The 22,677-nt window shown below is 57.7% G+C and carries 20 protein-coding genes and 1 pseudogene; 12 read left to right on the top strand and 9 right to left on the bottom strand.

Going from position 1 to position 22,677, the window contains the following annotated elements:
- Position 1: 1 nt before the first annotated feature.
- The 3 genes from U5K34_RS03375 to U5K34_RS03365 form a co-directional block, all read right to left on the bottom strand.
- Positions 2-850: a Dam family site-specific DNA-(adenine-N6)-methyltransferase gene (locus U5K34_RS03375; RefSeq protein ID WP_416224008.1), complete on the bottom strand. Its 849-nt coding sequence runs from the start codon at positions 848-850 to the stop codon at positions 2-4.
- Positions 851-870: 20 nt separating this feature from the next.
- Positions 871-2,202, bottom strand: a complete 1,332-nt coding sequence (gene argA / locus U5K34_RS03370) for an amino-acid N-acetyltransferase (protein ID WP_322567110.1) — start codon at positions 2,200-2,202, stop codon at positions 871-873.
- A gap of 404 nt (positions 2,203-2,606) precedes the next feature.
- Positions 2,607-3,266: a TIGR04211 family SH3 domain-containing protein gene (locus tag U5K34_RS03365; RefSeq protein WP_322567109.1), complete on the bottom strand. Its 660-nt coding sequence runs from the start codon at positions 3,264-3,266 to the stop codon at positions 2,607-2,609.
- A 259-nt stretch (positions 3,267-3,525) separates the two neighbouring features.
- Between U5K34_RS03365 and phoB the strand changes: the two genes are divergently transcribed.
- The 3 genes and pseudogenes from phoB to U5K34_RS16000 form a co-directional block, all read left to right on the top strand.
- Positions 3,526-4,224 carry a phosphate regulon transcriptional regulator PhoB gene (gene phoB / locus U5K34_RS03360; protein WP_322567108.1) on the top strand — a complete coding sequence of 233 codons (699 nt, stop codon included), beginning with the start codon at positions 3,526-3,528 and terminating at the stop codon, positions 4,222-4,224.
- Positions 4,225-4,227: 3 nt separating this feature from the next.
- The gene (phoR, locus tag U5K34_RS03355) at positions 4,228-5,559 is read left to right on the top strand and encodes a phosphate regulon sensor histidine kinase PhoR (RefSeq protein ID WP_322567107.1); all 1,332 of its coding nucleotides are present in this window, start codon (positions 4,228-4,230) and stop codon (positions 5,557-5,559) included.
- A 130-nt stretch (positions 5,560-5,689) separates the two neighbouring features.
- Positions 5,690-5,851, top strand: a pseudogene (locus tag U5K34_RS16000) (PhoU domain-containing protein); the annotation flags it as partial.
- A gap of 168 nt (positions 5,852-6,019) precedes the next feature.
- Here U5K34_RS16000 and U5K34_RS03345 read toward each other — a convergent pair.
- Entirely contained in the window at positions 6,020-7,066 is a 1,047-nt protein-coding gene (locus U5K34_RS03345; RefSeq protein ID WP_322567106.1) for an ABC transporter ATP-binding protein, read from the bottom strand.
- A 141-nt stretch (positions 7,067-7,207) separates the two neighbouring features.
- Between U5K34_RS03345 and U5K34_RS03340 the strand changes: the two genes are divergently transcribed.
- The gene (locus U5K34_RS03340; protein WP_322567105.1) at positions 7,208-8,287 is read left to right on the top strand and encodes a porin; all 1,080 of its coding nucleotides are present in this window, start codon (positions 7,208-7,210) and stop codon (positions 8,285-8,287) included.
- 407 nt (positions 8,288-8,694) lie between these two features.
- Here the strand turns inward: U5K34_RS03340 and U5K34_RS03335 are convergent, their stop codons facing one another.
- From U5K34_RS03335 to U5K34_RS03320, 4 genes are all read right to left on the bottom strand, one after another.
- Positions 8,695-9,285 (bottom strand): tetratricopeptide repeat protein, encoded by a 591-nt coding sequence (locus tag U5K34_RS03335; protein ID WP_322567104.1) that lies wholly within the window; start codon positions 9,283-9,285, stop codon positions 8,695-8,697.
- Positions 9,286-9,634: 349 nt separating this feature from the next.
- Positions 9,635-10,567: an ornithine carbamoyltransferase gene (argF, locus tag U5K34_RS03330; protein WP_322567103.1), complete on the bottom strand. Its 933-nt coding sequence runs from the start codon at positions 10,565-10,567 to the stop codon at positions 9,635-9,637.
- Between the two features lie 24 nt (positions 10,568-10,591).
- Positions 10,592-11,764: an acetylornithine transaminase gene (locus U5K34_RS03325; RefSeq protein WP_322567102.1), complete on the bottom strand. Its 1,173-nt coding sequence runs from the start codon at positions 11,762-11,764 to the stop codon at positions 10,592-10,594.
- A gap of 461 nt (positions 11,765-12,225) precedes the next feature.
- Positions 12,226-12,807: a superoxide dismutase gene (locus tag U5K34_RS03320; protein ID WP_322567101.1), complete on the bottom strand. Its 582-nt coding sequence runs from the start codon at positions 12,805-12,807 to the stop codon at positions 12,226-12,228.
- 182 nt (positions 12,808-12,989) lie between these two features.
- Here U5K34_RS03320 and U5K34_RS03315 point away from each other — a divergent pair, with 182 nt between their 5' ends.
- The 7 genes from U5K34_RS03315 (at position 12,990) to U5K34_RS03285 (ending at position 20,751) form a co-directional block, all read left to right on the top strand.
- A complete protein-coding gene (locus tag U5K34_RS03315; protein ID WP_416224007.1) occupies positions 12,990-14,582 on the top strand; it encodes a hydantoinase B/oxoprolinase family protein in 1,593 nt (530 codons plus the stop codon).
- 578 nt (positions 14,583-15,160) lie between these two features.
- Entirely contained in the window at positions 15,161-16,966 is a 1,806-nt protein-coding gene (locus tag U5K34_RS03310) for an N-acetylglutaminylglutamine amidotransferase (protein WP_322567099.1), read from the top strand.
- 155 nt (positions 16,967-17,121) lie between these two features.
- Positions 17,122-17,436: a Grx4 family monothiol glutaredoxin gene (gene grxD / locus U5K34_RS03305; protein ID WP_322567098.1), complete on the top strand. Its 315-nt coding sequence runs from the start codon at positions 17,122-17,124 to the stop codon at positions 17,434-17,436.
- A gap of 378 nt (positions 17,437-17,814) precedes the next feature.
- Positions 17,815-18,390 (top strand): cytochrome b/b6 domain-containing protein, encoded by a 576-nt coding sequence (locus U5K34_RS03300; protein WP_322567097.1) that lies wholly within the window; start codon positions 17,815-17,817, stop codon positions 18,388-18,390.
- Positions 18,391-18,406: 16 nt separating this feature from the next.
- Complete coding sequence (locus tag U5K34_RS03295; protein WP_322567096.1) at positions 18,407-18,745, top strand: PepSY domain-containing protein; 339 nt, start codon at positions 18,407-18,409, stop codon at positions 18,743-18,745.
- A gap of 3 nt (positions 18,746-18,748) precedes the next feature.
- Positions 18,749-19,405, top strand: a complete 657-nt coding sequence (locus tag U5K34_RS03290; protein ID WP_322567095.1) for a response regulator transcription factor — start codon at positions 18,749-18,751, stop codon at positions 19,403-19,405.
- Positions 19,402-20,751 (top strand): ATP-binding protein, encoded by a 1,350-nt coding sequence (locus tag U5K34_RS03285; protein WP_322567094.1) that lies wholly within the window; start codon positions 19,402-19,404, stop codon positions 20,749-20,751. The genes U5K34_RS03290 and U5K34_RS03285 overlap by 4 nt, the downstream gene beginning before the upstream one ends.
- 232 nt (positions 20,752-20,983) lie before the next feature.
- Here U5K34_RS03285 and rnt read toward each other — a convergent pair whose 3' ends face one another.
- Entirely contained in the window at positions 20,984-21,592 is a 609-nt protein-coding gene (rnt, locus tag U5K34_RS03280; protein ID WP_322567093.1) for a ribonuclease T, read from the bottom strand.
- 89 nt (positions 21,593-21,681) lie between these two features.
- On the opposite strand from rnt, the gene U5K34_RS03275 reads away from it, so the two are divergent.
- The gene (locus U5K34_RS03275; RefSeq protein ID WP_322567092.1) at positions 21,682-22,560 is read left to right on the top strand and encodes a TraB/GumN family protein; all 879 of its coding nucleotides are present in this window, start codon (positions 21,682-21,684) and stop codon (positions 22,558-22,560) included.
- Positions 22,561-22,677: the final 117 nt, after the last annotated feature.

Genomic DNA, 22,677 nt, shown 5'->3' with positions numbered 1-22,677 from the left:
GTTATTTGAACAGCGCGAGGATCTCGCCGGCGCTGTTGCGCTTTTTGCCGTTACAGCTGATATAGCGCTGCACCTTGAAACGTTTGTTTTTATTGGCCTGTTGATAGATTTTGCGGGTGTAGGCGGTGTTGTGATTGGAGATCAATACCGGGATGTGCCGTTTCGCGCAGCTTTGGGCAAGATCGGCGAGGTGTTGTTGATCGTCCAGACTGAAGCCGCCGGCGCTGTAGGTGGTGAAGTTGGCGGAAGTCGATAGCGGCACATAGGGTGGATCGCAATAGATCACATCGCCCGCTCTGGCCTGTTGCATGGTCTGTTCAAAATCTGCCAGCAGAAACTCGGCGCGCTGTGCCCGGTGATGAAAGGCGAGCATCTCCTTTTGCGGGAAGTAGGGACGCTTGTAGCGGCCGAAGGGGACGTTGAAGCCGCCGCTGGCATTATAGCGGCACAGGCCGTTGTAGCCATGGCGGTTGAGATAGACGAACAGGGCGGCGCGCAAACGTGGTTCGTCACATTCGTTGAACTGTTCGCGCAGCCGGTAATAGCGTTTTTCCTGGTTGTTGCGCGCAATGAAATATTGCGCGCAATAGTCGATGAATTCGGCACCTTCCTGCTTGAGCAGGTTGTACAGGCTGATCAAATCGGCATTGCGATCGCTGAGCAGATAGCGGTCGTAATCGCTGTTGAGAAACAGCGCGGCGGAGCCGGCAAACGGTTCCACCAGGCGTTTGCCCTCCGGCAGCATCGGGATGATGTGTTCCAGGATCCGGAATTTGTTACCGGCCCACTTGAGAAACGGTCGCCGGGGTGTCGGTCGTGCGGTTCGACCGGTTTTGCGCAGGGGGGCCATGGCGGCGGAGCTGACAGCCATCAGTCCAGCTCCTTGATGAACACCTTGGACTGGCGCTGATAGTTATACAGTTGCTGGCGTTTGACCGGCAGGTTTTTGATATCCCCCGACTTGAAGCCGCGCTCGCGGAACCAGTGCGCCGTGCGGGTGGTCAACACGAACAGTTGCCGCACGCCGAGCTGACGACAGGTCTTCTCCAGGTACTGTAACAGGGCATCCCCCCGGCCCTGGTTACGATAATCAGGATGCACCGCCAGGCAGGCCAGTTCACCCACCTGTTCATCGATGAACGGATACAGGGCGGCGCAGCCGATGATCATGCCGTCGCGTTCGACCACGGTGAAATGATCCACCTCGGTTTCCAGCCGTTCGCGCGAGCGGCGCACCAGGATATCGTCCGTCTCCAGCGGTTTGATCAATTCCAGAATCCCACCGATGTCGTCAATAGTGGCGCGGCGCAGGTCCTCGTAGGGATCGTTGCTGAGAAGGGTACCGCAACCGTCGCGGGTGAACAGCTCCAGCAACAGCGCGCCGTCGGTATGGCGGTTGATAATATGCGCACGCTTGACGTCGTGCCGACAGGCATGCGTGGCACTGCGCAGGGCCTGTTGTTGTTCACTGTTGAGTTTGTTGCTTCCCGCCAGCAGGGTCTCGGCCTTGTCAGGCGTCAGTTCCCGTAACAGCCGTTTGCGGTTGTCGGTAATGCCCTTGCCGTCGATCAGCAGGATCAGTTTGTCGGCCTGTAACTGGCTGGCGGCGGCGGTGGCCACATCCTCGGCACTGAGGTTGAAGACCTCGCCGGTGGGCGAATAACCGATGGGCGAGAGCAGGACCAGATCGTTGTTATCCAGATGCTGGCGAATGGCATCCCGGTCCACCCGGCGGACCTCGCCGGTGTGGCCGTAGTCCACGCCATCGCGCACCCCTAGCGGCTGGGCGGTGACAAAATTGCCCGACACCAGCCGGATGCGCGCCCCGGCCATGGGCGAGTTGGCCACACCCATGGAGAGCAGCGCCTCGATATCCACCCGTACGCTGCCGGCGGCCTGCTTGACGCAATTGAGCGCCGTGGTGTCGGTGATCCGCAGGCCGTTGACATAGACCAGTTCGGCATCCCGTGCCTTGAGACAGGTTTCGATTTGCGGGCGGGTACCGTGCACCAGCACCAGCTTGACCCCCAGGCTGTTGAGCAGGGCCAGATCGTGCACCAGCGGCGCAAACTGCTCATCCGCCAGCATCTCACCGCCAAAGGCGATCACGAACACCTTGCCGCGAAAGGCATTGATATAGGGCGAAGAGTCGCGAAACCAGCGGACAAAATCGGTGTCGGTGGGGGCGGTTTTGGAAGTCATCTGCCGTGTCGGGTCAGGGGTTATTATCTGACGGTAGTATGACATATCGGACAGATACTAGGTACTGGGAACCAGGGCGATGAGCAGTGGGAGTAGTAAAACTCTTCTCCGGCTTTGGGAAGGGCCGAGGGCCGAGTGACGAGGTACGAGGTACGAGGTAGATCCAAACCTGAAGGATGGCAGGCGCTGCTTCGAGGTACGAGTCAGATCAAATCCCGAAGGCGGGCAGGAGCGGCTGCGTCACGAAGGGTCTTGTGTCAGCGCAGGAAATGTCGCGCCAGAGGCGCTTCTACATTGGAATGGCCCAGGGAGAGTTACGAAGTACGGGATGATTCGGCAGGTTGTCGCCAGCGAGACCGATGTTGTTCCTCGTCACTCGTCACTCGTCCCTCGGCCCTGTGTTGTCACCAACTGCTCTGCTTGCGCCAGCGGATGCGCGGGATGAGCAGGCCGAGCAGCAGGCCGCCGAGCAGGACGCCGGCGCCGGCGATGAACCATTCGCGTTTGGCGCGATCCTTGAGCGCCTGGTTTTCCTGGTTGAGGATCTGCAGTTCTTTTTCCAGGGCCACGTTTTTCTGTTGCAGTTCCCGGTTTTCCTTGTCCAGCACGATCGGGCGGGCGGCGACTTCGTTGAGATGATCGAGCCGGGATTCGGCGTCTTCGAGTTTGCCGAGCAGTTCATCGCGCTGGGTGGCCAGTTGGGCGCGTTCGGCCTGTACTTCACTCAGGGCGCTGCGCAGCTTCTCGGTTTCCTCCTGCAGGTTGTTCAGTTTGCGGGTGGCTTCATCCAGTTGCATGGCGGCGGTGGGCTCGCCCATCAGGTACTGGCTGCGGACCCAGCCTTCGGTGCCGTCGCTGGTGCGGACCCGGCTGTAGCCCTCGTCGGTGCTCTCCAGCACTTCCAGTCGGGTGCCGGTCGGGAGGGTCTTGAGGATCTGGTGCGAGTTTCCCTGACCGTTACGCAGAGTAATAACCAGTTTGTCCGACACATACTGATACTCAGCGGCGTGGACGGCGGAAGCGGCGGCACCAAGCAGCGCCAGGGCGATGAAGAACTGTCTCATAGTCGTTTTCTGTCCTGCAGCGGTCTGTATTCTATTTTATTATGGAAGGCATCCCGGATCACGGCCGTCCGGATGGCAATTGTATAGTCTAGCGCGAATTGCCCGGTGCGCGCCAAATCACATTTTGCCGGCCCGGGGAGAGGGGCCTGTCCCGGGGTGGCGGGTGCCGGGCTTGTCATATGGTTGTCATATTGGTCGGCTGTAATGCGTCCATTATGCAAGTACAAATGGTTATTGTCACCGGAGTGTCACGAATCCCATGAGTCAGGATATTACCATCTTGGTCGTCGAGGACGAGGAAGCCATTCGGGAAATGCTCGGGTTTACGCTGCAGCGGGCCGGTTTCACGGTGATCGAGGCCGGTGATGCCCGTGAGGCGAGCGAACGACTGAGCGAGCAGCCGCCGGATCTGGTATTGCTGGACTGGATGCTGCCCGGCATCAGCGGGGTTGAATTTGCCAAACGCCTGCGTCGGGACGAGTCCACACGGGATTTGCCGGTGATCATGCTCACCGCCCGCGGCGAGGAAGAGAGCAAATTGCGCGGCTATGAAGCCGGCATTGACGATTATGTAACCAAACCGTTTTCCACCCAGGAACTGGTGGCGCGGATTCGCGCGGTCCTGCGCCGCAGCAGTGCCGGCCAGGAAGCGTCCGAAACAATCGAGATTGCCGGTTTGACCCTGGATACCGCCAGTCACCGGGTAAGCCTCAATGGCGAAGCCATCAATCTGGGGCCCACGGAATTTCGCCTGCTGCACTTTTTCATGACCCATCCTGAACGGGTCTACAGCCGCGATCAACTGCTCGATCAGATCTGGGGCAATCAGGTGTATATTGAGGATCGGACCGTGGACGTGCATATTCGCCGCCTGCGCAAGGCGCTGGCCCCGCATGGCTTTGACCGGCATGTGCAGACCGTGCGCGGTGCCGGCTACCGGTTCTCAAAACAGGTCTGAGCTATGCATTACAACTGGATCAGCGAACTGTGGCGGATTCTGGCGAGTCTGGCTCTGGCACTGTTTTTTGGCTGGATATTCGACCAGATATTGCTGGCACTTTTACTGGCGGTTTCGCTCTGGTTTGTTATCTATTTTCTGCGTTTGAAGAAGCTGGATCACTGGCTGCGTTTCGATCGCAAACAGGCGCCGCCGCTCTCCAGCGGATTATGGGGTGAGGTTTTCACCGCGATTTACCGTTTGCAGCAACGGGCCCGCAAGCGAAATAAACGCCTGGTCAAGGCGATCAACCGTTTTCGTGAGACCACCGCGGCCTTACCCGACGGGGCGGTGGTACTGCGCGAGGAAGGTGAAATCGAATGGTGGAACGCCGAGGCCGGGCGGCTGTTACGCCTCAACTATCCGCAGGACGTGGGACTGCGACTGGCCAACCTGCTGCGTCACCCGGATGTCTCCGCTTACTGGCAGGGTGAATGGCCGGATGAGCAGGTGACCATTAATTCACCGTATGATGAGTCAATACGACTCAGTATCCGGATGGTCGAGTACGGCAAGAACCAGACCCTGGTGATCGTGCGCGACGTTACCCTGTTCGAGCAGGTCGAGCAGATGCGGCGTGATTTCATCAGCAACATTTCCCATGAATTGCGCACGCCCCTGACGGTGCTAAGCGGTTATATGGAAAGCCTGCTGGAAGAGAACGCCGACGACGAACAAGTGCAACATACCTTCAAGGTGATGCAACAGCAGACCCGACGAATGCAGCAGCTGACCGAAGATCTGATGTTGTTGTCCAGTTACGAGAACCGGCACCGGGAACGCAAGCAGGTCGTGGTTGATGTGCCGCAAATGCTGAGCAGCCTCAGGGAGCAGGCCGAAATCCTCAGCGCCGAACGTAATCACACTATCCTGCTGGAAGCCGAGCCCCGGCTTTGTCTGCTGGGCGAGCAGCGTGAACTGGACAGTATTTTTACCAACCTGGTTGTCAACGCCGTCAATTACACGCCCAGCGGTGGTGCGATTCGCATTCGCTGGTTCGAGGACGACAAGGGCGCCCATTTCGAAGTCAATGACACCGGCATCGGCATCCCCCAGCACCATATTCCACGCCTGACCGAACGCTTCTATCGCGTGGACGAGGGCCGCTCGCGCCATACCGGCGGTTCCGGCCTGGGCCTGGCCATCGTCAAACACGCTATGCAGTGCAATAACGGCAGTTTACGAATCGATAGTGACGTGGGGCGGGGCAGTACCTTTATCTGCGATTTCCCTCCCGAAATTGTTCGTCATGCTGACGAACAGGGACGAGGTACGAGTGACGAAGCCAAAGTATAGTGTGCGTTCTACGCACCATTAACCCGGTCGATACGCACTGATATGCAGGAATAAATCAAAACAGGCGAGGCACCCTATATCTTCACTTATATCGGTAAGGGGCCGGAAGGGGCGACAGTCACCGTCGTGCGCAATCCCCGAGGTCATCAATATGATGTGGTCAGCCCGCGCCCTGGAGCGTATTGGCGATCGTTCCCGGAACATCTGTGAATATGTTATTTACCTGGTCAAGGGCAAGGATGTGCGTCACATCAGCCTGGAGCAGGTCGAGCGGGATGCGAGGAAGGGCTAACTAAGTTAGCAGTTGGCAGTCGGCAGTCGGCAGAAGTCGGCCGGACAAAGCGTCGCGGTGTCCGGCTGTTTTCACCGTTCTGGTGGGAGCGCCCCACGGGCGCGATGCTGGCCGATGGTGGGGTCGCGGTCGTCGCCCGCTCCCACAGCCTCGTCACTCGTCCCTGTTCTATACCGGAAATGCCACCATGTGGTCCAGCGCCAGGCTGACCGTGACCTGTTCACCGATAGCAAAATCATGATGGCTGGGGAACAGGGAGAGTACCTCGGTTTCGTCTTCCAGTTGCAGGGTATACAGAATCTCCGCGCCCTTGAAGGCCCGTTGCAATACCTTGCCCTGTAACGGCCCTTCCGGGTCATAGAGGATATCATCCGGACGCAGCAGCAATTCCACCTCCGTGCCGGGATCCCATTCATAGGCGCGATCGCCGCTGATCGTCCCAAGCGGTGTTTTGACCGTGTCCGGGCTCACCAGCGTTCCCCGAACAAACACCCCCTGGCCGATAAAATCGGCGACAAAACGATTGGCCGGGGAGTGATACAGGTTATAGGCCGTATCCCGTTGCAGGATATGGCCCTCGCTCATGACGCCGATCTGATCGCCCATGGCAAAGGCCTCGTGCTGGTCGTGCGTCACCAGAATACCGCTGGTCCCCTGTTGCTTGAGAATCTGACGCACTTCGTTGCTCAGACGCTCGCGCATATCAATATCGAGATTGGAGAAGGGCTCATCCATCAGGATCAGCTCGGGACGCGGCGCCAGTGCCCGAGCCAGGGCAACCCGCTGTTGCTGGCCGCCGGACAGCTCGTGGATATAGCGATCGCCCATACCCGCGAGGCCGACCACTTCCAGCATTTCATTCGCCAGACGTTTGTACTCGGATTTGCCCAGGTTACGCAGACCGAAAGTAATGTTGGCGCAGACATCCAGGTGCGGGAACAGGGCGTAATCCTGAAACACCATGCCGATATGGCGTTTTTCCGGGGCCAGCGTATAACCGGGGTACGAGATCCGTTGATCGCGCAGACGGACTTCCCCCGCATGCAATGGCTGAAAGCCGGCGATGGCACGCAGGGCCGTGGTTTTGCCACAGCCGCTGGGGCCCAGCAGACAGACCAGATCCCCCTGGTTGACATGCAGGTTCAGGTTTTCAACGGCAGTCACGCCGCGATGACGGCATTCGACATTTTTCAGTTCGAGCAGCGGATGGTCCACGTAACACCCTGATATTCCAACATTTCAGGGGCGCATCATAGCAGATTCATCGGCCCGGGTAAGCCTGCAAACCGGCCATTGGCACCGAATCCGGCCGAAGTGTCATAAAAACTTCATCCTTTGTTAACGCGGCTGTAAGAGATGACCAACAAACTCATCCCCGTTCATTTGCACACAACACGTGTTGCGTTGTTACAACAAAACTTTTGGGGAAGAGACATGAAAAAGAAACTGATTTCACTCGCAGTTGCAAGCGCGTTGCTTACGCCGATTCTGGCGCATGCGGATGGCCCGCAGGTCTATGGCCGGGTTCACCTGTCTTACGGCAGCGTTGATAATACTGCGGATAAATCCACTGCTACACCGAGTACCACAGACAATATTCAGCTGCGCAGTCATGCCTCGCGTTTCGGCGTCAAGGGTTCTCGCGATTTCGGTAACGGCCTGTCCGGTATCTACAAGCTGGAATGGCAAGTGAACCCGGACAGTGATGGCGCTGATGATGATGGTATCGAACGTCGCAACCAGTATGTCGGTCTGAAGGGCGACTGGGGGCAGTTCCGATTTGGTCGTCATGATACGCCGATGAAAATGGCCAACGGCGAATTCGATCTGTTCAGCGATACCGATGCGGATGTCAAGAAGGCCGGCGATCAGGACGGTCAAAATCGCGTCGACAACGTCGTGGCTTACCTCGGCAAGTCCGGTAATTTGAAATACGCCATCGCGCTGGTACCTGGCGAAGGCGACGGTGTCACTGCCGGTGATAGCGCGGCGGATACCATTTCCGCTTCACTGACCTACGAATCCGGTCCCCTGTTCGTTGCCCTGGCCCAGGATTCCCATGACGACACTGCTGGTCAGGCTGAGAACAGCATGACCAGTCTGACCGGTATCTACAAGATGGGTAACATGCAGGTTGGCGTGCTGTGGCAATCCGGTGTCGAAGGAGCCGCAGCTACTGGCGAGGATGAAGACTGGCTGGGCGTGCACTTCAGCAGCAAGTTTGCAGGCAGCAACAAATTCAAACTGCAATATATCATGGTTGAAGATAACGCAACTACAGCGCGTGAAGGCACGTTGATGGCAGTGGGTGTCGATCACAAGTTCGACAAGAAAACCACCGGCTATGTGATGTATTCCAGTCTTGAAGAGGATCTGGGCGGTGTCAGCGATGTTGAGAACAACTTCCTGGGTGCTGGCCTGAAACTCAAGTTCTGAGCCGGACTGATGGATAAAGAAAAAATCTGAGCAGGGATAAGGTTGAGACAGGGACGTCTCCGTCGCTCAAAAGTGAGAGTAGTTGTGCTTAAGTACCCTGACGTGTGAGAGCGTCAGGGTTTTTTATGTCTGTTTTTCGTAAAAAGAGAAAAACGCAGAGGGTCGCTCTCGGCGTCCTGCCTCCCACGACACTTGTACATCCGTGTACATCGCGCAAAGACGCAGAGGATCGCAGAGAATCAAAATTAATTTGGCCCGATCGTACAGACCATGCCAGAAAAATGATTTAACCACCGAAACACGGAAGTGGTAGGCCGGACATAGCAACGCGGTGTCCGGCAATCGGCGGTGTTGCCCGATACCGCTTCGCTTTATCGGGCCTACGACTGTTTGAAAAAGGCGCTTGTTCAATTGTCTTTCAGTAACCGCCGCCATTTCTGTGCCTGTTCGGGATCGGCGGCAATACCGAACTTGCCCTGCTCGTAAGTCATGGCCAGCGCGCGAATGGCGTCCGGGTTTCCCTGCCGGGCCGCTTTTTCCCACCAGGTGAGGGCTTCGCTGACCTGACGGGCGGTACCTCTGCCGTAGGCGAGCATGACGCCGAGGTTGTATTGCGATTCGGCATGGCCCACCTCGGCCGCCTGGCGCCACCAGTAGATTGCATCCTTGGGGCTGGGATAAATGCCACGGCCTTCGGCATACAGCAGGCCCAGGTTGTAAGCGGCATCGACACTGCCATACTGGGCCGCGCGCTTGAACCAGTCCATCGCCGTGCGGCCGTCCTGTTCCACACCCTTGCCCTGCATGTACAGCAGGCCAATGTTAAACAGCGCGTCGGGATCGTTCTTTGCCGCCAGGGGTTCCCACAGTTCACGCGCCTGCTCGTAATCGCCCGCCTCGTAGGCCTGCCGACCCTCCTCCAGCGGCCCGGCGCTGGCCACCGAGACAAACAGGCCAAGCAGGCAGGGAAGAAGACATCGAATCGACAATAACCGCATGCACCGTCTCCTGAATACAGATACTTTATTATAGCGACCATGGGAAGGGGGAACTTTATAGTATTTCACCACAGAGGACGCCGAGGTCACAGAGAAATCACTATCTTCCATTTCGTGGAGGTCATGGTGCGTGGAACGCACCCTGCATAGTGTATAGCGTTTGGCAGGTTTGTATCAGATTCTCGGTAGGAGCGGCTTTGCCGCGATAAGTATGAGTCGCGCTGGAAGCGCTCCTACAATGTGCATTATCCATGTGACCGACAAACAGTCTGGCAGGGTGCGTTCATGTAAACTATTCTGCTTTACGTCCTGCGCGTTATTTCCAGTGCCGTTGATAAATACTTCAACCTTAACGCCGCTGCGGCTCCAGCTCGGTCGGTACGGCCAGCAGATGCTCGAGCAGGGCCTTCTGGCTGTGCAGGCGGTTTTCCGCCTCTTCCCAGACCACGCTGTGCGGGCTGTCCATGATCTCGGCGGTGACTTCCTCGCCGCGATGAGCCGGCAGACAATGCATGAAAATGGCATCCTTGTTGGCCAGTGACATCAGCTGACTGTTGACCTGGAAGGCTTCGAACTGTTGCTTGCGCAATTCCTGTTCCTCTTCCTGACCCATGCTGGCCCAGACATCGGTGGTGATCAGAGCCGCGCCCCGGGCGGCGGCTTCGGGATCATTGCTGATCGTGATCCGATCGCCCGCGGCGGCGACGATCTCGGGATCCGGCTCGTATCCGGCGGGAGTGGCGATCTGCAACTGAAAATCGAACTGGCGCGCGGCATTGATATAGGAATGGCACATGTTGTTGCCGTCCCCGATCCAGGCCACGGTCTTGCCCCGGATGGCCCCGCGATGCTCGCGAAACGTCTGCATATCGGCCAGCAGCTGGCAGGGATGATAGAGATCGGTCAGGGCATTGATCACCGGGACCTGCGAGAATTCGGCAAAGCGCTGCACGGTATCGTGGGCGTAGGTGCGGAGCATGATGATATCCACCATGCGCGACAGGACCCGGGCGCTGTCTTCCACCGGCTCACCGCGACCGAGCTGGGTGTCGCGCGGCGACAAGAAGATCGCGTGGCCGCCGAACTGGGCCATGCCGGTTTCGAACGAGACGCGGGTGCGGGTGGAGGATTTATCAAAGATCATCCCCAGCACCTTGTTCTTCAGCGGTTCGTACACGGCACCGCGGTGCTGCATCTGTTTGAGTTCGATGGCCCGATCGATGATCTGATCGAGCACATGGCCTTCAATATCCAGCAGGGTCAAAAAGTGTTTCACCATCATTGCTTTTCCTCTTGCGGCGCGATCTCAGGCCAGAAAGCCCTGAATCAGTTCACTCACGCCATTGATAATCTGTTCGGCTTCTTCATCGCTGAGTATCAGCGGCGGCAGCAGGCGCAGCACGTTGCCGGCGGTGACATTGATCAGCAGCCCCTTGTCCAGAGCCTGTTGCATCAGTTCCCCGCAGGGCCGATCCAGTTCCACGGCCAGCATCAGGCCCTTGCCCCGGCACTCGACAACCCCCGGGGTTTTCGCCAGCGATTCGTACAGCCGGTTCAGCATGTGCTGCCCCAGCCAGCCGGCCCGCGCGGCCAGATGTTCGCGTTCGATTGTTTCGATCACCGCCAGGGCCGCGGCACAGACCAGTGGGTTACCGCCGTAGGTACTGCCGTGCTGACCGGGCTGGAACAAATCGGCCGCCCGGCCCCGGGCCAGGCAGGCCCCGATGGGCACGCCGTTACCCAGGCCCTTGGCCAGGGTGATGATATCCGGCTGAATCCCGCTATGCTGAAAGGCGAACCACTGGCCGGTGCGGCCCATGCCGGTCTGGATTTCGTCGGCGATCAGCAGCCAGTCGTGCGCATCGCACAGACCGCGTAACTGCGGCAGGTAGTCGTCGGTGGGAATCCGGATCCCCCCTTCACCGGTGATCGGCTCGACCATGATCGCGACGATGTCATCCCGTTGCGCGGCCAGCTGTTCGATGGCGCTCACATCGTTATAGGGGACATGCACAAAGCCGGGCACCAGCGGCTCAAAGCCGGCCTGCACTTTCGGGTTGCCGGTGGCGGTCAGGGTCGCCATGGTGCGGCCGTGGAAGCTGCCGTCCATGACCACGATGGTCGGCGTCTCGATCTGTTTTTGCCGCCCGTGCAGACGCGCCAGCTTGATCGCCGCCTCATTGGCCTCGGCGCCGGAATTGCAGAAAAAGGCGTTGTCCATCCCGGCAATCGCGGTCAGCTTCGCGGCCAGCGCCTCCTGTCGGGCGATGTGATACCAGTTAGAGGTATGCACCAGCGTGCGCGCCTGCTCGGCGATGGCGTCGGCAATCGCCGGATGCGCGTGCCCCAGCCCGCAGACCGCGACCCCGCTCAGCGCGTCGAGATAAGCGCGCTCCTCGGTATCCCACAGCCACGCCCCTTCACCCCGGACAAAGGTGACAGGCAGCGGCGCATAATTGTGCATCAGATGATCGGCCATTTTTCAGGTTCCGCTAATTTACCGGTTCAGGAAAATAAAACGGCAGCCCTGCGCGGACTGCCGGAAAACCGTTAATTCTAGTGCGACTCTGCCCGAAGTCAAACGATACTGTCTTGTGGGAATATAATTGGTACAGTTTTTGTGTAGCTTTATTGCGGTAGAGGGGATCGGCGATAAGCGCTCGGCCGGGTTACTATATCCTGTCAGGCGAGGCAGAACGGGACTAGAACCGTTCAGGTACGGTCTGAGAGTGCCAGCTACTGTCTGCTGATTACAGTTGAGGTGGCGACATTATCCACATTTCCAATCGGGCTCTGCAAATTCGGATACACCGGTCGGAGTTGTATGGCCGGATACTGTCATCTGTCGGGTGTTGTGGGGTCGTTACCCAAAAGATTATAAAAAGGACGGCCCTGTTGCAGGACCGCCCCTGTCAACCCGATGTTGTGTTGATATCGGGTTCAGCCGCTGAAGTTCTGGTTCACGAAATCCCAGGTTACCAGGTTCCAGAAGTTCTCAAGGTACTTCGGACGGGCGTTGCGGTAGTCGATGTAATAGGCATGCTCCCATACATCCGCGGTTAACAGCGGTGTTTTGCCGTCAGTCATAGGGTTGCCGGCATTGGAGGTATTGACGATCTCGACGGAACCGTCAGGGTTTTTGACCAGCCAGGTCCAGCCGGAACCAAAGTTACCCACACCTGAGGCATTGAACTTCTCCTTGAAGGCCTCAAATGAGCCGAAGGCCTGGTTAATGGCATCGGCGATCGCACCGGTAGGTTCGCCGCCACCATTGGGGCTCAGGCAGTTCCAGTAGAAGGTGTGGTTCCATACCTGGGCGGCCTGGTTAAAGATACCGCCGCTGGCCTTCTTGACGATGTCCTCCAGGGACATGTCTTCGAATTCGGTTCCGGGGATCAGTTCATTAAGTTTATTCACATAGGCGGCATGGTGCTTGCCATGATGGTATTCGAGAGTCTCGGCCGAGATGTGCGGTTCGAGGGCATTCTTGGGATAGGGGAGATCGGGCAGTTCATGTTTCATCAATAGCACTCCTTTTCGCGCTTTCTGGTTCGGATAAATGCCAGGGTTGGATTAAGTGTAGACCTTCTGCGTGGACCGCTTAGGCCTATTCAGAATATTCCGTAGTATTTTAGTAAATAATCTTGGACAAAGTCTAACTCTTGCAAGCCCTCTCCATCAATGGCTCTGGTACCATCGTGCGTATGGATCCGATCAGCCTCAGTATTTTTTCCAGTCGGCTCAATGCCGTCAGCGATGAGATGGGTGCCGTGCTGCAACGTGCGGCGTTTTCACCCAATATTCGCGATCGGCTTGATTTCTCCTGCGCCATTTTTGATGCCGGTGGACAGTTGTGCGCCCAGGCGGCGCATATTCCGGTGCACCTGGGCAGCATGGCCTATGCCATGGCCGATATCGTGCGCCGGATCGATTGGCAGCCGGGCGATATGGTGATCGTCAACGACCCCTATCTGGGCGGCACCCATCTGCCCGATGTGACGGTCATCGCGCCCCTGTTCGTGGCCGATGAGCTGCTGGCCTTTGTCGCCAACCGCGCGCATCATGCCGACATCGGCGCCGAATCGCCGGGGTCCATGCCGATCTCCGGCTCCCTGGAGGAAGAGGGGATGGTACTGGCCCCGACCAAACTGGTCAGAGCGGGGCAGCTGGATAGCGCGTTTCTGGACAGTATTCTGCGCCGGGTACGCAACGGCACGGCCGGACGCGGCGATTTCGCCGCCCAGATGAGCGCCAACCGCGTCGGCCTGGCACGGCTTGCCGAACGGGTTGAGGCGCTGGGGCCGGCGGCGTTTGCCCGCGGACTGGTCGAGCTGAACGAGTATGCCGAACGCCTCGCCAGCGAGGCCCTGCGGGTGATCCCCGACGGCGAATACCGGTTTGTCGATTATCTGGACGATGACGGGCTGGGGCATCGCGATCTGGCCATCGCCGTCACACTGCAGGTGAACAACGGGACCGTCGCGGTCGATTTTGCCGGCACCGCGCCGCAGACACCCGGCAATGTGAACTGCCCCCTGTCGGTGGCGGCTGCTGCGGTCTATTACGTCTTCCGTTGCCTGATGCCGGAGTACACCCCGGCCTGTGCCGGGAGTTTCCGCCCGATCAGACTCGATGCGCCCGAAGGCTGTCTGGTCAATGCCCGGCGCCCGGCTGCCGTGGCCGCCGGCAACGTGGAGACCAGCAGCCGTATCGTGGATGTCGTCATGGGGGCCCTGGCCGAAGCCCTGCCGGAGCAGATCCCCGCCGCCAGCCACGGCAGCATGAACAACCTGGCCATGGGATATGCGGGGGGCCATGCCGGCGAGCTCGGAACACCGGGCTGGGACTATTACGAAACCATCGGCGGCGGCATGGGCGCGGGGCGCCACGGCGGCGGCCTGTCCGGCATCCAGACCCACATGACCAACACCCGCAATACGCCGCTGGAAGTGCTCGAATCCAACTATCCCCTGCGCCTGCGCCGCTACGCCCTGCGCACCGGCTCCGGCGGCGCGGGAGCGCGCCGCGGCGGCGACGGCCTGATCCGCGAATTCGAATTCCTCGCCCCGGCCTCGGTCACGCTGTTAACCGAACGACGCACCCACGCCCCCTGGGGTCTCGAAGGCGGCGAGCCCGGGCAGCCGGGCATCAATCGCCTCAACGGACAGCCGTTGCCCGGCAAGATCAATATCAGCGTCAAGGCTGGAGATATTCTCACCATTGAGACGGCCGGCGGGGGCGGATATGGGCAACGCAGGGCCGAGGGACGAGTGACGAGGGACGAGGAAAAGCAGTAACGATAAGGGCGGGAGAAACAATCAGGCTGTAGTGGTATTTCTCCGAATATTTATGACAAAGTAATTTAATTCAAACTTTGAAGGATGAATGAGGGGTTTCCTCGTCACTCGTCCCTCGGACCTGTTTTTTTTGAGGGACGAGGTAAAATATTAACCACCAAGTCACGAAGACACGAAGAATAACAAGCTTTTTGAAACTTTGTGGAATGGTACGATGCGCAGCTTCGTGCCGTGTTAGTCTCTGGCAGTTGTTTATGGTGACAAGGCACTGACTTTAATTTGAGCAGGGCGTGAATGAGTTTTCCTCGTCACTCGTCCCTCGTAACTCGGACCTGTTTTTTGAGTGACGAGGAAAAACATTAACCACCAAGACGCGAAGACACGAAGGAAAACAAATTGTTCTCTATATCCACGAGCTTTCGGATTTTCTGATCATGTGTGAGTAGAAGAGACATACTGTTATTCTGGCAGATGGTCTTTGGGAAGCGTCTCTGATAAAAAGATATTGATTTTAATTGAGGGTCGGGAATGTGGTGTTTCCTCGTCACTCGTCCCTCGTAACTCGGACCTGTTTTTATATGTGTGGCATTTGCGGCGAATTAAGACTCGACGGTCAACCGGCGCAACCAGAGACGGTCAAGCGGATGCTGCCGGCGTTGGTGCGGCGCGGGCCGGATTTTGAAAATCACTGGTCGAATGAGCAGATCGCTCTCGGTCATCGGCGGCTGGCGATCATCGATCTGTCCGAACGCTCCAACCAGCCGCTGGTGGATCGCGAACTGGGGATGGTGCTGGTGTTCAACGGCGCCATCTATAACTACCGCGAGCTGCGCGCCGAGTTTATCCGTGAAGGGTATTCATTTTCTTCCGACGGTGATTCGGAAGTCATCCTCAAGGCGTATCACAAGTGGGGCGAACGTTGTCCCGAGTATCTGCATGGCATGTTCGCCTTCGCCATCTGGGATTTGAATCACCGGACGTTGTTCCTGGCCCGGGATCGCATGGGCATCAAGCCGCTCTATTATTCACTGGACAAGCACCGTCTGCTGTTTGCCTCCAACCTGCAGGCGATTCTGGCGGCCGGTGGCGTGGATACCGACGTGGATCCGGTGGCGCTGCATCACCAGTTTACCCTGCACGGCGTGGTCCCGGCGCCGCACACTATATTAAAGGGCGTGCGCAAGCTGGTGCCCGGGACTTCCATCACCTTCACCCATGGCGAATCACCACGCGAGCGCCGTTACTGGCATTTAAAAGCCCGGCGGCCGGCGCAAGCGTTGAGCGAAGCCGAGTGGACCGGCGCGATTCACGATGCGCTGCGCGATGCCGTGCGCAAGCGGCTGGACGTGGCCGATGTGCCGGTCGGGGTGTTGCTCTCCGGCGGGCTGGATTCCAGTTTGCTGGTGGCCTTGCTGGCCGAGGCGGGGGTGAAGGATCTGCGCACCTTTTCCATTGGTTTCGAGGACCAGCCCGAAGAGAAGGGCAGCGAGTTCGAATACTCGGATCAGGTGGTGGAACGCTACCGGACCCGGCACCAGAAATATCATATTCCCAACGAAGAGGTCCTGCCGCGCCTGCCCGAGGCGGTGGCACAAATGGCCGAGCCGATGTTCGGCCAGGATGCGGTAGCCTTCTACCTGCTGGGCGAACGGGTCTCGCAGGAAGTGAAGGTGGTGCAGAGCGGCCAGGGCGCGGACGAGGTGTTCGCTGGCTATTTCTGGTATGGGCAGATGCAGCAGGATACCGAAGGCAGCGACGTGGAGCGCTTTGCCCGCTATTACTTCGATCGACCGCACAGCGAGTTCAACGAGATGGTCACCGAGTCCTGTCGCGGGACGGATGTCACCTCGCAGACCATTGCCGCGTTGCTGGGCAAGCCACAGGCCGACGAGTTCATCGATCGGGTGCTGCGCATGGATGTCACCACGTTAATCGTCGACGATCCGGTCAAGCGGGTGGACAACATGACCATGGCCTGGGGGCTGGAGGCGCGGGTGCCGTTTCTGGATCACCAGCTGGTGGAACTGGCCGCGCAGATGCCGCCGGAGCTCAAGCTGGGTAACGGCCCGGGTGGCGAGGGGCCCAAGCATATTCTCAAGCGGGTGGCCCGCGGCCTGGTGCCCGACAGTGTGATCGACCGGCCCAAGGGCTATTTCCCCATGCCGGCGCTCAAATACGTGCGCGGCGAATTCCTCGATTTCATGCGCGAACTGGTCAATTCCGACGCCTGCCGGGCACGGGGAATCTACCAGCGGGAGTACGTGGACAAGCTGCTGGCGGCGCCGGATCAACACTTTACGGCGCTGCGCGGCAGCAAGCTCTGGCATATGGCCCTGCTGGAACTGTGGTTTCAGATCCACGTCGATCCCTTGAAAAACGGCTGAGCCGGCAGCATGTGTAAAAACACAGGCCGCTTTTATACCAGAGTATTTTGCTATGGTATTTTCGCGGCAAACCGGTTATATTAGGTAACACTGATTTTAGTGGCGCGTCCCAGGCGGCGTGGCCGACCACAAATGCCAATATCGAGGTGCGAGTAATGGATGCATTGGAACGAATCGACGACATCGTCAAAAAGAACCCGGTTGTGATCTTTATGAAAGGCACACCCACCATGCCCCAGTGCGGCTTCTCCAGCCGGGCGGCCCAGGCGCTGATGGAATGCGGCAAGGAATTTGCCCACGTCAATATCCTGACCGATCCGGAAATCATGGAAAACCTGCCCAAGTACCAGAACTGGCCGACCTTCCCGCAGATCTACATCAACGGCGAACTGATCGGCGGCTGCGACATCACCCTGGAAATGTACCAGAAGGGTGACCTGCAGAAGGCGGTGGGTGAAGCCGTCCAGTAACGGCCAACGCCGTGCGCACGACCCCAAACCCGGCCCCGGCCGGGTTTTTTTTATCCAGCACTTTTTGGCGTTTCTGGAAAAGAAACGCAAAGGACGCAAAGACGCGGAGTTCGCAAAGGAAATACATAAATTGGTCCGCTATAAATCGTAGGTCGGATCAAGCGAAACGGATCCGGCAATTTCTTGGCTGTAAGAGGTCTTGCTGTACAAGGTGGCTCCGCTAACGCTTGAGCCACCCTACAACTCCATAATAAATAACTTTGCGTTCTTCGCGTCTTTGCGTCCTTTGCGTTATTTTCAGCAATCTATCTATTCATTTTCAGCCTGGTTTCAGCTTGACCGCCTAGACTGTGTCCCCAGAGTCAGGAGGTGGTTTTGATGAATACAGAGAAAGAAGTCCGGGTCTGGGACGTTTTTGTGCGGTTTTTTCACTGGGCGCTGGTGCTGAGTTTTATGCTCGCCTATCTCAGCGAGGATGAGTGGCTGGGGTTGCATACTTTTGCCGGCTATAGCGTGCTGCTGTTGATCGGCTTGCGACTGATCTGGGGGCTGATCGGCACGCGCCATGCCCGCTTCAGTGATTTTGTCAAACGCCCCGCCGAGATCAAGCAGTATCTCAAAGAGGTGTTCCTGTTGCGACCCAAACGTTACCTGGGCCACAACCCGGCCGGCGGCGCTATGATCGTGTTGATGCTGATCGCGTTGCTGGTGACAACATTGAGCGGGCTGGCAACCTATGCGGTGGAAGAGGGCGCGGGGCCGTTGTCTGGCTGGATCGCGCACGAAGCCGCAGGCTGGAAAGCCGTTGAGGATGTCCACGAGTTTTTCGCCAACTTCACCCTGTTGCTGGCATTGATCCATGTGGCGGGTGTATTACTGGAAAGTCTGCTGCATCGGGAGAACCTGGTGCGGGCGATGTTCACCGGCAAGAAATCATTGCATATCGATCAATAGAGTAAGGAGAGTCATCATGCGTTATAAATCAATAGTATTCAGCCTGCTGGCCGCCGGCGGGATTGGTATCCTTGCCAGCCAGGGAATGGATACCATGGACGCCGCCCGGGCGGATGATAAACTGGATTACAGAGAGGCCCGGGAATTGCGTCAGCAGGGTAAAATTCTCTCTCTGCAGGAAATTTTGAAGCAAGTCGAAAAAGACTATCCCGGTCAGGTTATCGAGACCGAGCTGGAGCGTGAAGACGGCAGCTATATCTATGAGCTGGAGATTCTGACCGAAAAGGATCGGGTCATCGAATTGAAAGTGGATGCCGCCAGCGGCGAGATTCTGAAAATCGAGGAAGAGGACTGAGACTTGCGACTGTTACTGGTCGAGGATGAAACGCAACTGGCCGAGTCGCTCAAGGCGAAGCTGGTCGACGCCGGATATGTCGTCGACCTGGCCCATGACGGGGTCGAGGGTGAATACCTGGGCCGGGAGTTTGAGTACGACACCATCATTCTCGATCTGGGCCTGCCGCAGCGCAGCGGCCTGGATGTCTTGCAAAACTGGCGCGAGGCCAGAATCACCACGCCGGTGTTGATCCTGACCGCGCGGGACAGCTGGCAGGACAAGGTGACCGGACTGCAGAACGGTGCGGATGATTATCTGACCAAGCCGTTTCACGGCGAAGAGTTACTGGCCCGGGTACAGGCCCTGATCCGCCGACGCTATCAGTCGGCTGGCGCCCAACTCGAAGGCCAGGGCTGGCTGCTGGATGAAGAGACCCAGACCGTGAGTAACGGTGAACAGAACTTCCAGTTAACCGGTACCGAATACCGCCTGCTACGTTATTTCATGCTCAATCCGGGCAAGGTGCTGTCCAAGACGCGACTCACCGAACACGTGTATGAAATGGATGCGGATCGGGACAGCAATGTCATCGAGGTTTATGTCCGTCGCCTGCGGGATCGACTGGGCAAGGACATTATTCAGACCCGGCGTGGCCAGGGCTATATCTTCGCGCCATGATATTCCGTTCCCTGCGTGCCAATCTCAATCTCGGTCTGCTGGTGACCATCATTGTGCTGGCTGTTGTGCTCTGGGCCCTGATTGGTCTCGCGGCTGAAAAGATTACGGGTGAATATATCCAGAGCCGGTTGAAACATGATGCCGAAAGCCTGCTGGTTGCCTGTCATTTCGATAACGACGGGCAACTGGTACTGGATGAGAAAAAAATCCAGAATATCTATCATCAACCTTTTTCAGGCCACTATTTCATCATTCAGGCCGGCAATAAAACGCACTATTCCCGTTCGCTGTGGGATGAAACATTAACCGTCCCGGATATCGGTAATACGAACAAGGTGGCAATCAGTCAGCAGAGCGGTCCACGTAATCAATCATTGCTCGTTCGCCAGCAGCGTTATGAAAAACAGGGTCAGGATTTATTGATTGTGACCGCCGAGGATGTCTCGCACATCTACGCGGAAATACACGGGTTTCAGAAACAGTTCGGCGCCTCGATTCTGCTGATTATTGTCGTCTTGCTCGCGGCACAGAGCGCGATTATCCATTTTGTCATGCGACCGGTTCGCCAGGCGCAACAGGCCATTGGCCAGCTTGAATCCGGGCAGGCCAGCCAGCTGCCCGAGAATGTCCCCACCGAAGTGTTGCCGCTGGTCAGGGAAGTCAACCGGCTGTTGCAGCGTCAGCAACAGCGACTGGAACGTTCCCGGCATGCCATGGGCGATGTGGCGCATGCCATCAAAACACCCCTGGCCCTGATCCATCAGTGGTATGAATCCCTCGATGATTCGGAACAACAACGCCATGCACGGGTGTTGCAGCAGATCCGGCAAATCCAGCAACGGGTCGACAGCGAACTCAAACGGGCCCGTCTGGCCGGTGACAGGCGTAGCCACAAACGATTTGACCTGCAACAGGATCTGCCACCGCTACTTGATACGCTGCAGCGCCTGTATCAGGACAAACCGGTCGAACTCGAGCTACAGAACGCCGAGGATGCTCTGCTGCCGCTGGAGAAGGAAGATGCCACCGAACTGCTGGGTAACCTGCTGGACAATGCCTGGAAGTGGACCCATAGCCGCATTCGTCTTGAATTTTCCGAACAGGATAACAGCCTGCGTATCAGCGTCGAAGACGACGGCCCCGGCATCGAACCGCAACAGGCCACCAGCCTGCTGCAACGCGGCCAACGCCAGGACGAAACCGTCAGCGGCCACGGCATCGGCCTGTCCATCGTCAAACAAATCGTCGAAAGCTACCACGGCACCCTGCAACTGGATCGCAGCGAACAGCTCGGCGGGTTGCGGGTTCTCGTACAGGTGCCACTTTTAGACATTTCTGATCAGTAACGCAAAGGGCGCAAAGACGCGGAGGACGCAAAGGAAATATATTAATTGGTCCGCTTTAAACCGTAGGCCGGATCAAGCGAAGCGGATCCGGCAACTTCTTGGTCTAACAGGTTTTGCTTTATAAAGGTGGCTCCGCTAATGCTTGAGCCACCCTACAACTTTATAATAAATAACTTTGCGTCCTCCGCGTCTTTGCGTTCTTGGCGTTATTTCCACCACCCTGAAGAAGTGGTCACTCTGGCTGGCTTAAGCTATCCCAGCGGTTGACGATGTCGCAGAACAGTTCGGCGGTGCGTTCGGCATCGTAAACGGCGGAGTGGGCTTCGTTGTTGTCCCATTCGATCCCGGCGGCTTTGGCGGCGCGGGCCAGGACGGTCTGGCCGAAGGCGAGTCCGCCCAGGGTGGCGGTGTCGAAGGTGCTGAACTGGTGAAAGGGGATTCTCTTGAAACCCTGGCGGTTGGCGGCCGCCTTGATGAAGCCGAGATCGAAAAACGGGTTGTGCCCGACCAGAATCGCCCGGCTGCATTGCTGAATCCGGATTATCTCGGCGATGGGCTCAAAAATCAGCTCCAGGGCCTCGGCTTCCGGTTTGGCCATGCGAAACGGATGGTAGGGATCGATGCCGGTGAACTCCAGCGCCTTGGGATCCAGCTGTGCGCCTTCAAAGGGCTCAACATGACAGGCAATGGTTTCGGCCGGCTCGACCTTGCCCTCGCGATTCATGATGATGGGCACAGCGGCGACCTCGAGCAGGGCGTGGCTGTGACAATCGAATCCGGCGGTTTCCACGTCGACCACGACGGGTAGAAAACCACGAAAGCGTTTGGAAATACGGGACATCGGACAGCCTTGAACATTGCAGGGTAATAGCGGCAGTGCGTATTATCACAGTTTCGTTGCAGCCAGGAAAGAGACGGGGCGGGTTTTTCATGAAACAGGTCTATTTCGGTATTTCGCGTATTGTCACGGCGGCTTTGCTGTTGTTGACACTTGGTGTTGCTCAGGCCGGGGAACAGCAGGGTATATTGTGGGAAATCACTCCCGAATCGGGCCAGGCGAGCTATCTGCTCGGCACTATTCACAGCGAGGATCCCCGCGTAACCCGGTTACCTCCACCGGTACAGAAGCGCTTTGATCAGTCGGACATCTTTTGTGCCGAAATGAAAATGGACGCGGCCACGCAGATCCGGATGAGTCAGGGCATGATGTATCTCGATGGCCAGAAACTGGACGAGCAGATCGATCGTGAACTGTATAACAAAACGGAGTCCTTGATCGCGAAGTACGGAATTCCAGGGCAAATGGTGCCCATGCTCAAACCCTGGGCGGCCGGCTTGCTGCTGAGTGTTCCCAAACCCGAATCGGGCAGGTTTCTCGATTATGTGTTGTATCAAACCGCGCAGGAACAGGGTAAGCAATTGTGTGGTCTGGAAGCCCCGGAAGAAGTCATCGAGCTGTTTGACAACACGCCGCTGAAAACCCAGATCAATCTGTTGCGGGTCGCGGTTCGCGAACACCGCCATCTGGAAGAAATGGTCGAGGAAATGCTGCAGATTTACCTGGCGCGCGATCTCGATGGCCTGCTGGAATACAGCGAACGGGAACTGGAAAAATCAGGCAAGGACGTCAGCGCGCTGGTCAACGACAGTCTGATCGAACAACGTAACCGCAACATGCTGGAAACCATGCAGGCGCAGCTGGCAAAAGGTAACGCCTTTATCGCCGTCGGCGCCCTGCACCTGCCCGGCGACGTCGGCCTGTTACGCATGCTCGAAGCACAGGGTTATCGGGTCAAGGCCGTCTATTAACTGCAGTTCTTAGTTCTTAGTTCTTATAACTCAGAGTGTAGGCCGGACATAGCGCGAGCGGTGTCCGGCAGCTTGAGGTTGCCCGATACCGCTGCGCTTTATCGGGCCTACGACTTA

It is taken from the genome of Thiohalophilus sp., from assembly GCF_034521165.1.
In the GTDB taxonomy this organism is placed as follows: Bacteria; Pseudomonadota; Gammaproteobacteria; order UBA6429; family Thiohalophilaceae; genus Thiohalophilus.
The sequence above is the reverse complement of the archived record's forward strand: the minus strand, read 5'-3'. Positions and strand labels throughout refer to the sequence as shown.

Bases quoted from the DNA above. Each gene is read 5' to 3' on its own strand.
- U5K34_RS03375 (WP_416224008.1), bottom strand. From the start codon at position 850: ATGGCCCCCCTGCGCAAAACCGGTCGAACCGCACGACCGACACCCCGG.
- argA (WP_322567110.1), bottom strand. From the start codon at position 2,202: ATGACTTCCAAAACCGCCCCCACCGACACCGATTTTGTCCGCTGGTTT.
- U5K34_RS03365 (WP_322567109.1), bottom strand. From the start codon at position 3,266: ATGAGACAGTTCTTCATCGCCCTGGCGCTGCTTGGTGCCGCCGCTTCC.
- phoB (WP_322567108.1), top strand. From the start codon at position 3,526: ATGAGTCAGGATATTACCATCTTGGTCGTCGAGGACGAGGAAGCCATT.
- phoR (WP_322567107.1), top strand. From the start codon at position 4,228: ATGCATTACAACTGGATCAGCGAACTGTGGCGGATTCTGGCGAGTCTG.
- U5K34_RS03340 (WP_322567105.1), top strand. From the start codon at position 7,208: ATGACCAACAAACTCATCCCCGTTCATTTGCACACAACACGTGTTGCG.
- U5K34_RS03335 (WP_322567104.1), bottom strand. From the start codon at position 9,285: ATGCGGTTATTGTCGATTCGATGTCTTCTTCCCTGCCTGCTTGGCCTG.
- argF (WP_322567103.1), bottom strand. From the start codon at position 10,567: ATGATGGTGAAACACTTTTTGACCCTGCTGGATATTGAAGGCCATGTG.
- U5K34_RS03325 (WP_322567102.1), bottom strand. From the start codon at position 11,764: ATGGCCGATCATCTGATGCACAATTATGCGCCGCTGCCTGTCACCTTT.
- U5K34_RS03320 (WP_322567101.1), bottom strand. From the start codon at position 12,807: ATGAAACATGAACTGCCCGATCTCCCCTATCCCAAGAATGCCCTCGAA.
- U5K34_RS03315 (WP_416224007.1), top strand. From the start codon at position 12,990: ATGGATCCGATCAGCCTCAGTATTTTTTCCAGTCGGCTCAATGCCGTC.
- U5K34_RS03310 (WP_322567099.1), top strand. From the start codon at position 15,161: ATGTGTGGCATTTGCGGCGAATTAAGACTCGACGGTCAACCGGCGCAA.
- grxD (WP_322567098.1), top strand. From the start codon at position 17,122: ATGGATGCATTGGAACGAATCGACGACATCGTCAAAAAGAACCCGGTT.
- U5K34_RS03300 (WP_322567097.1), top strand. From the start codon at position 17,815: ATGAATACAGAGAAAGAAGTCCGGGTCTGGGACGTTTTTGTGCGGTTT.
- U5K34_RS03295 (WP_322567096.1), top strand. From the start codon at position 18,407: ATGCGTTATAAATCAATAGTATTCAGCCTGCTGGCCGCCGGCGGGATT.
- U5K34_RS03285 (WP_322567094.1), top strand. From the start codon at position 19,402: ATGATATTCCGTTCCCTGCGTGCCAATCTCAATCTCGGTCTGCTGGTG.
- rnt (WP_322567093.1), bottom strand. From the start codon at position 21,592: ATGTCCCGTATTTCCAAACGCTTTCGTGGTTTTCTACCCGTCGTGGTC.
- U5K34_RS03275 (WP_322567092.1), top strand. From the start codon at position 21,682: ATGAAACAGGTCTATTTCGGTATTTCGCGTATTGTCACGGCGGCTTTG.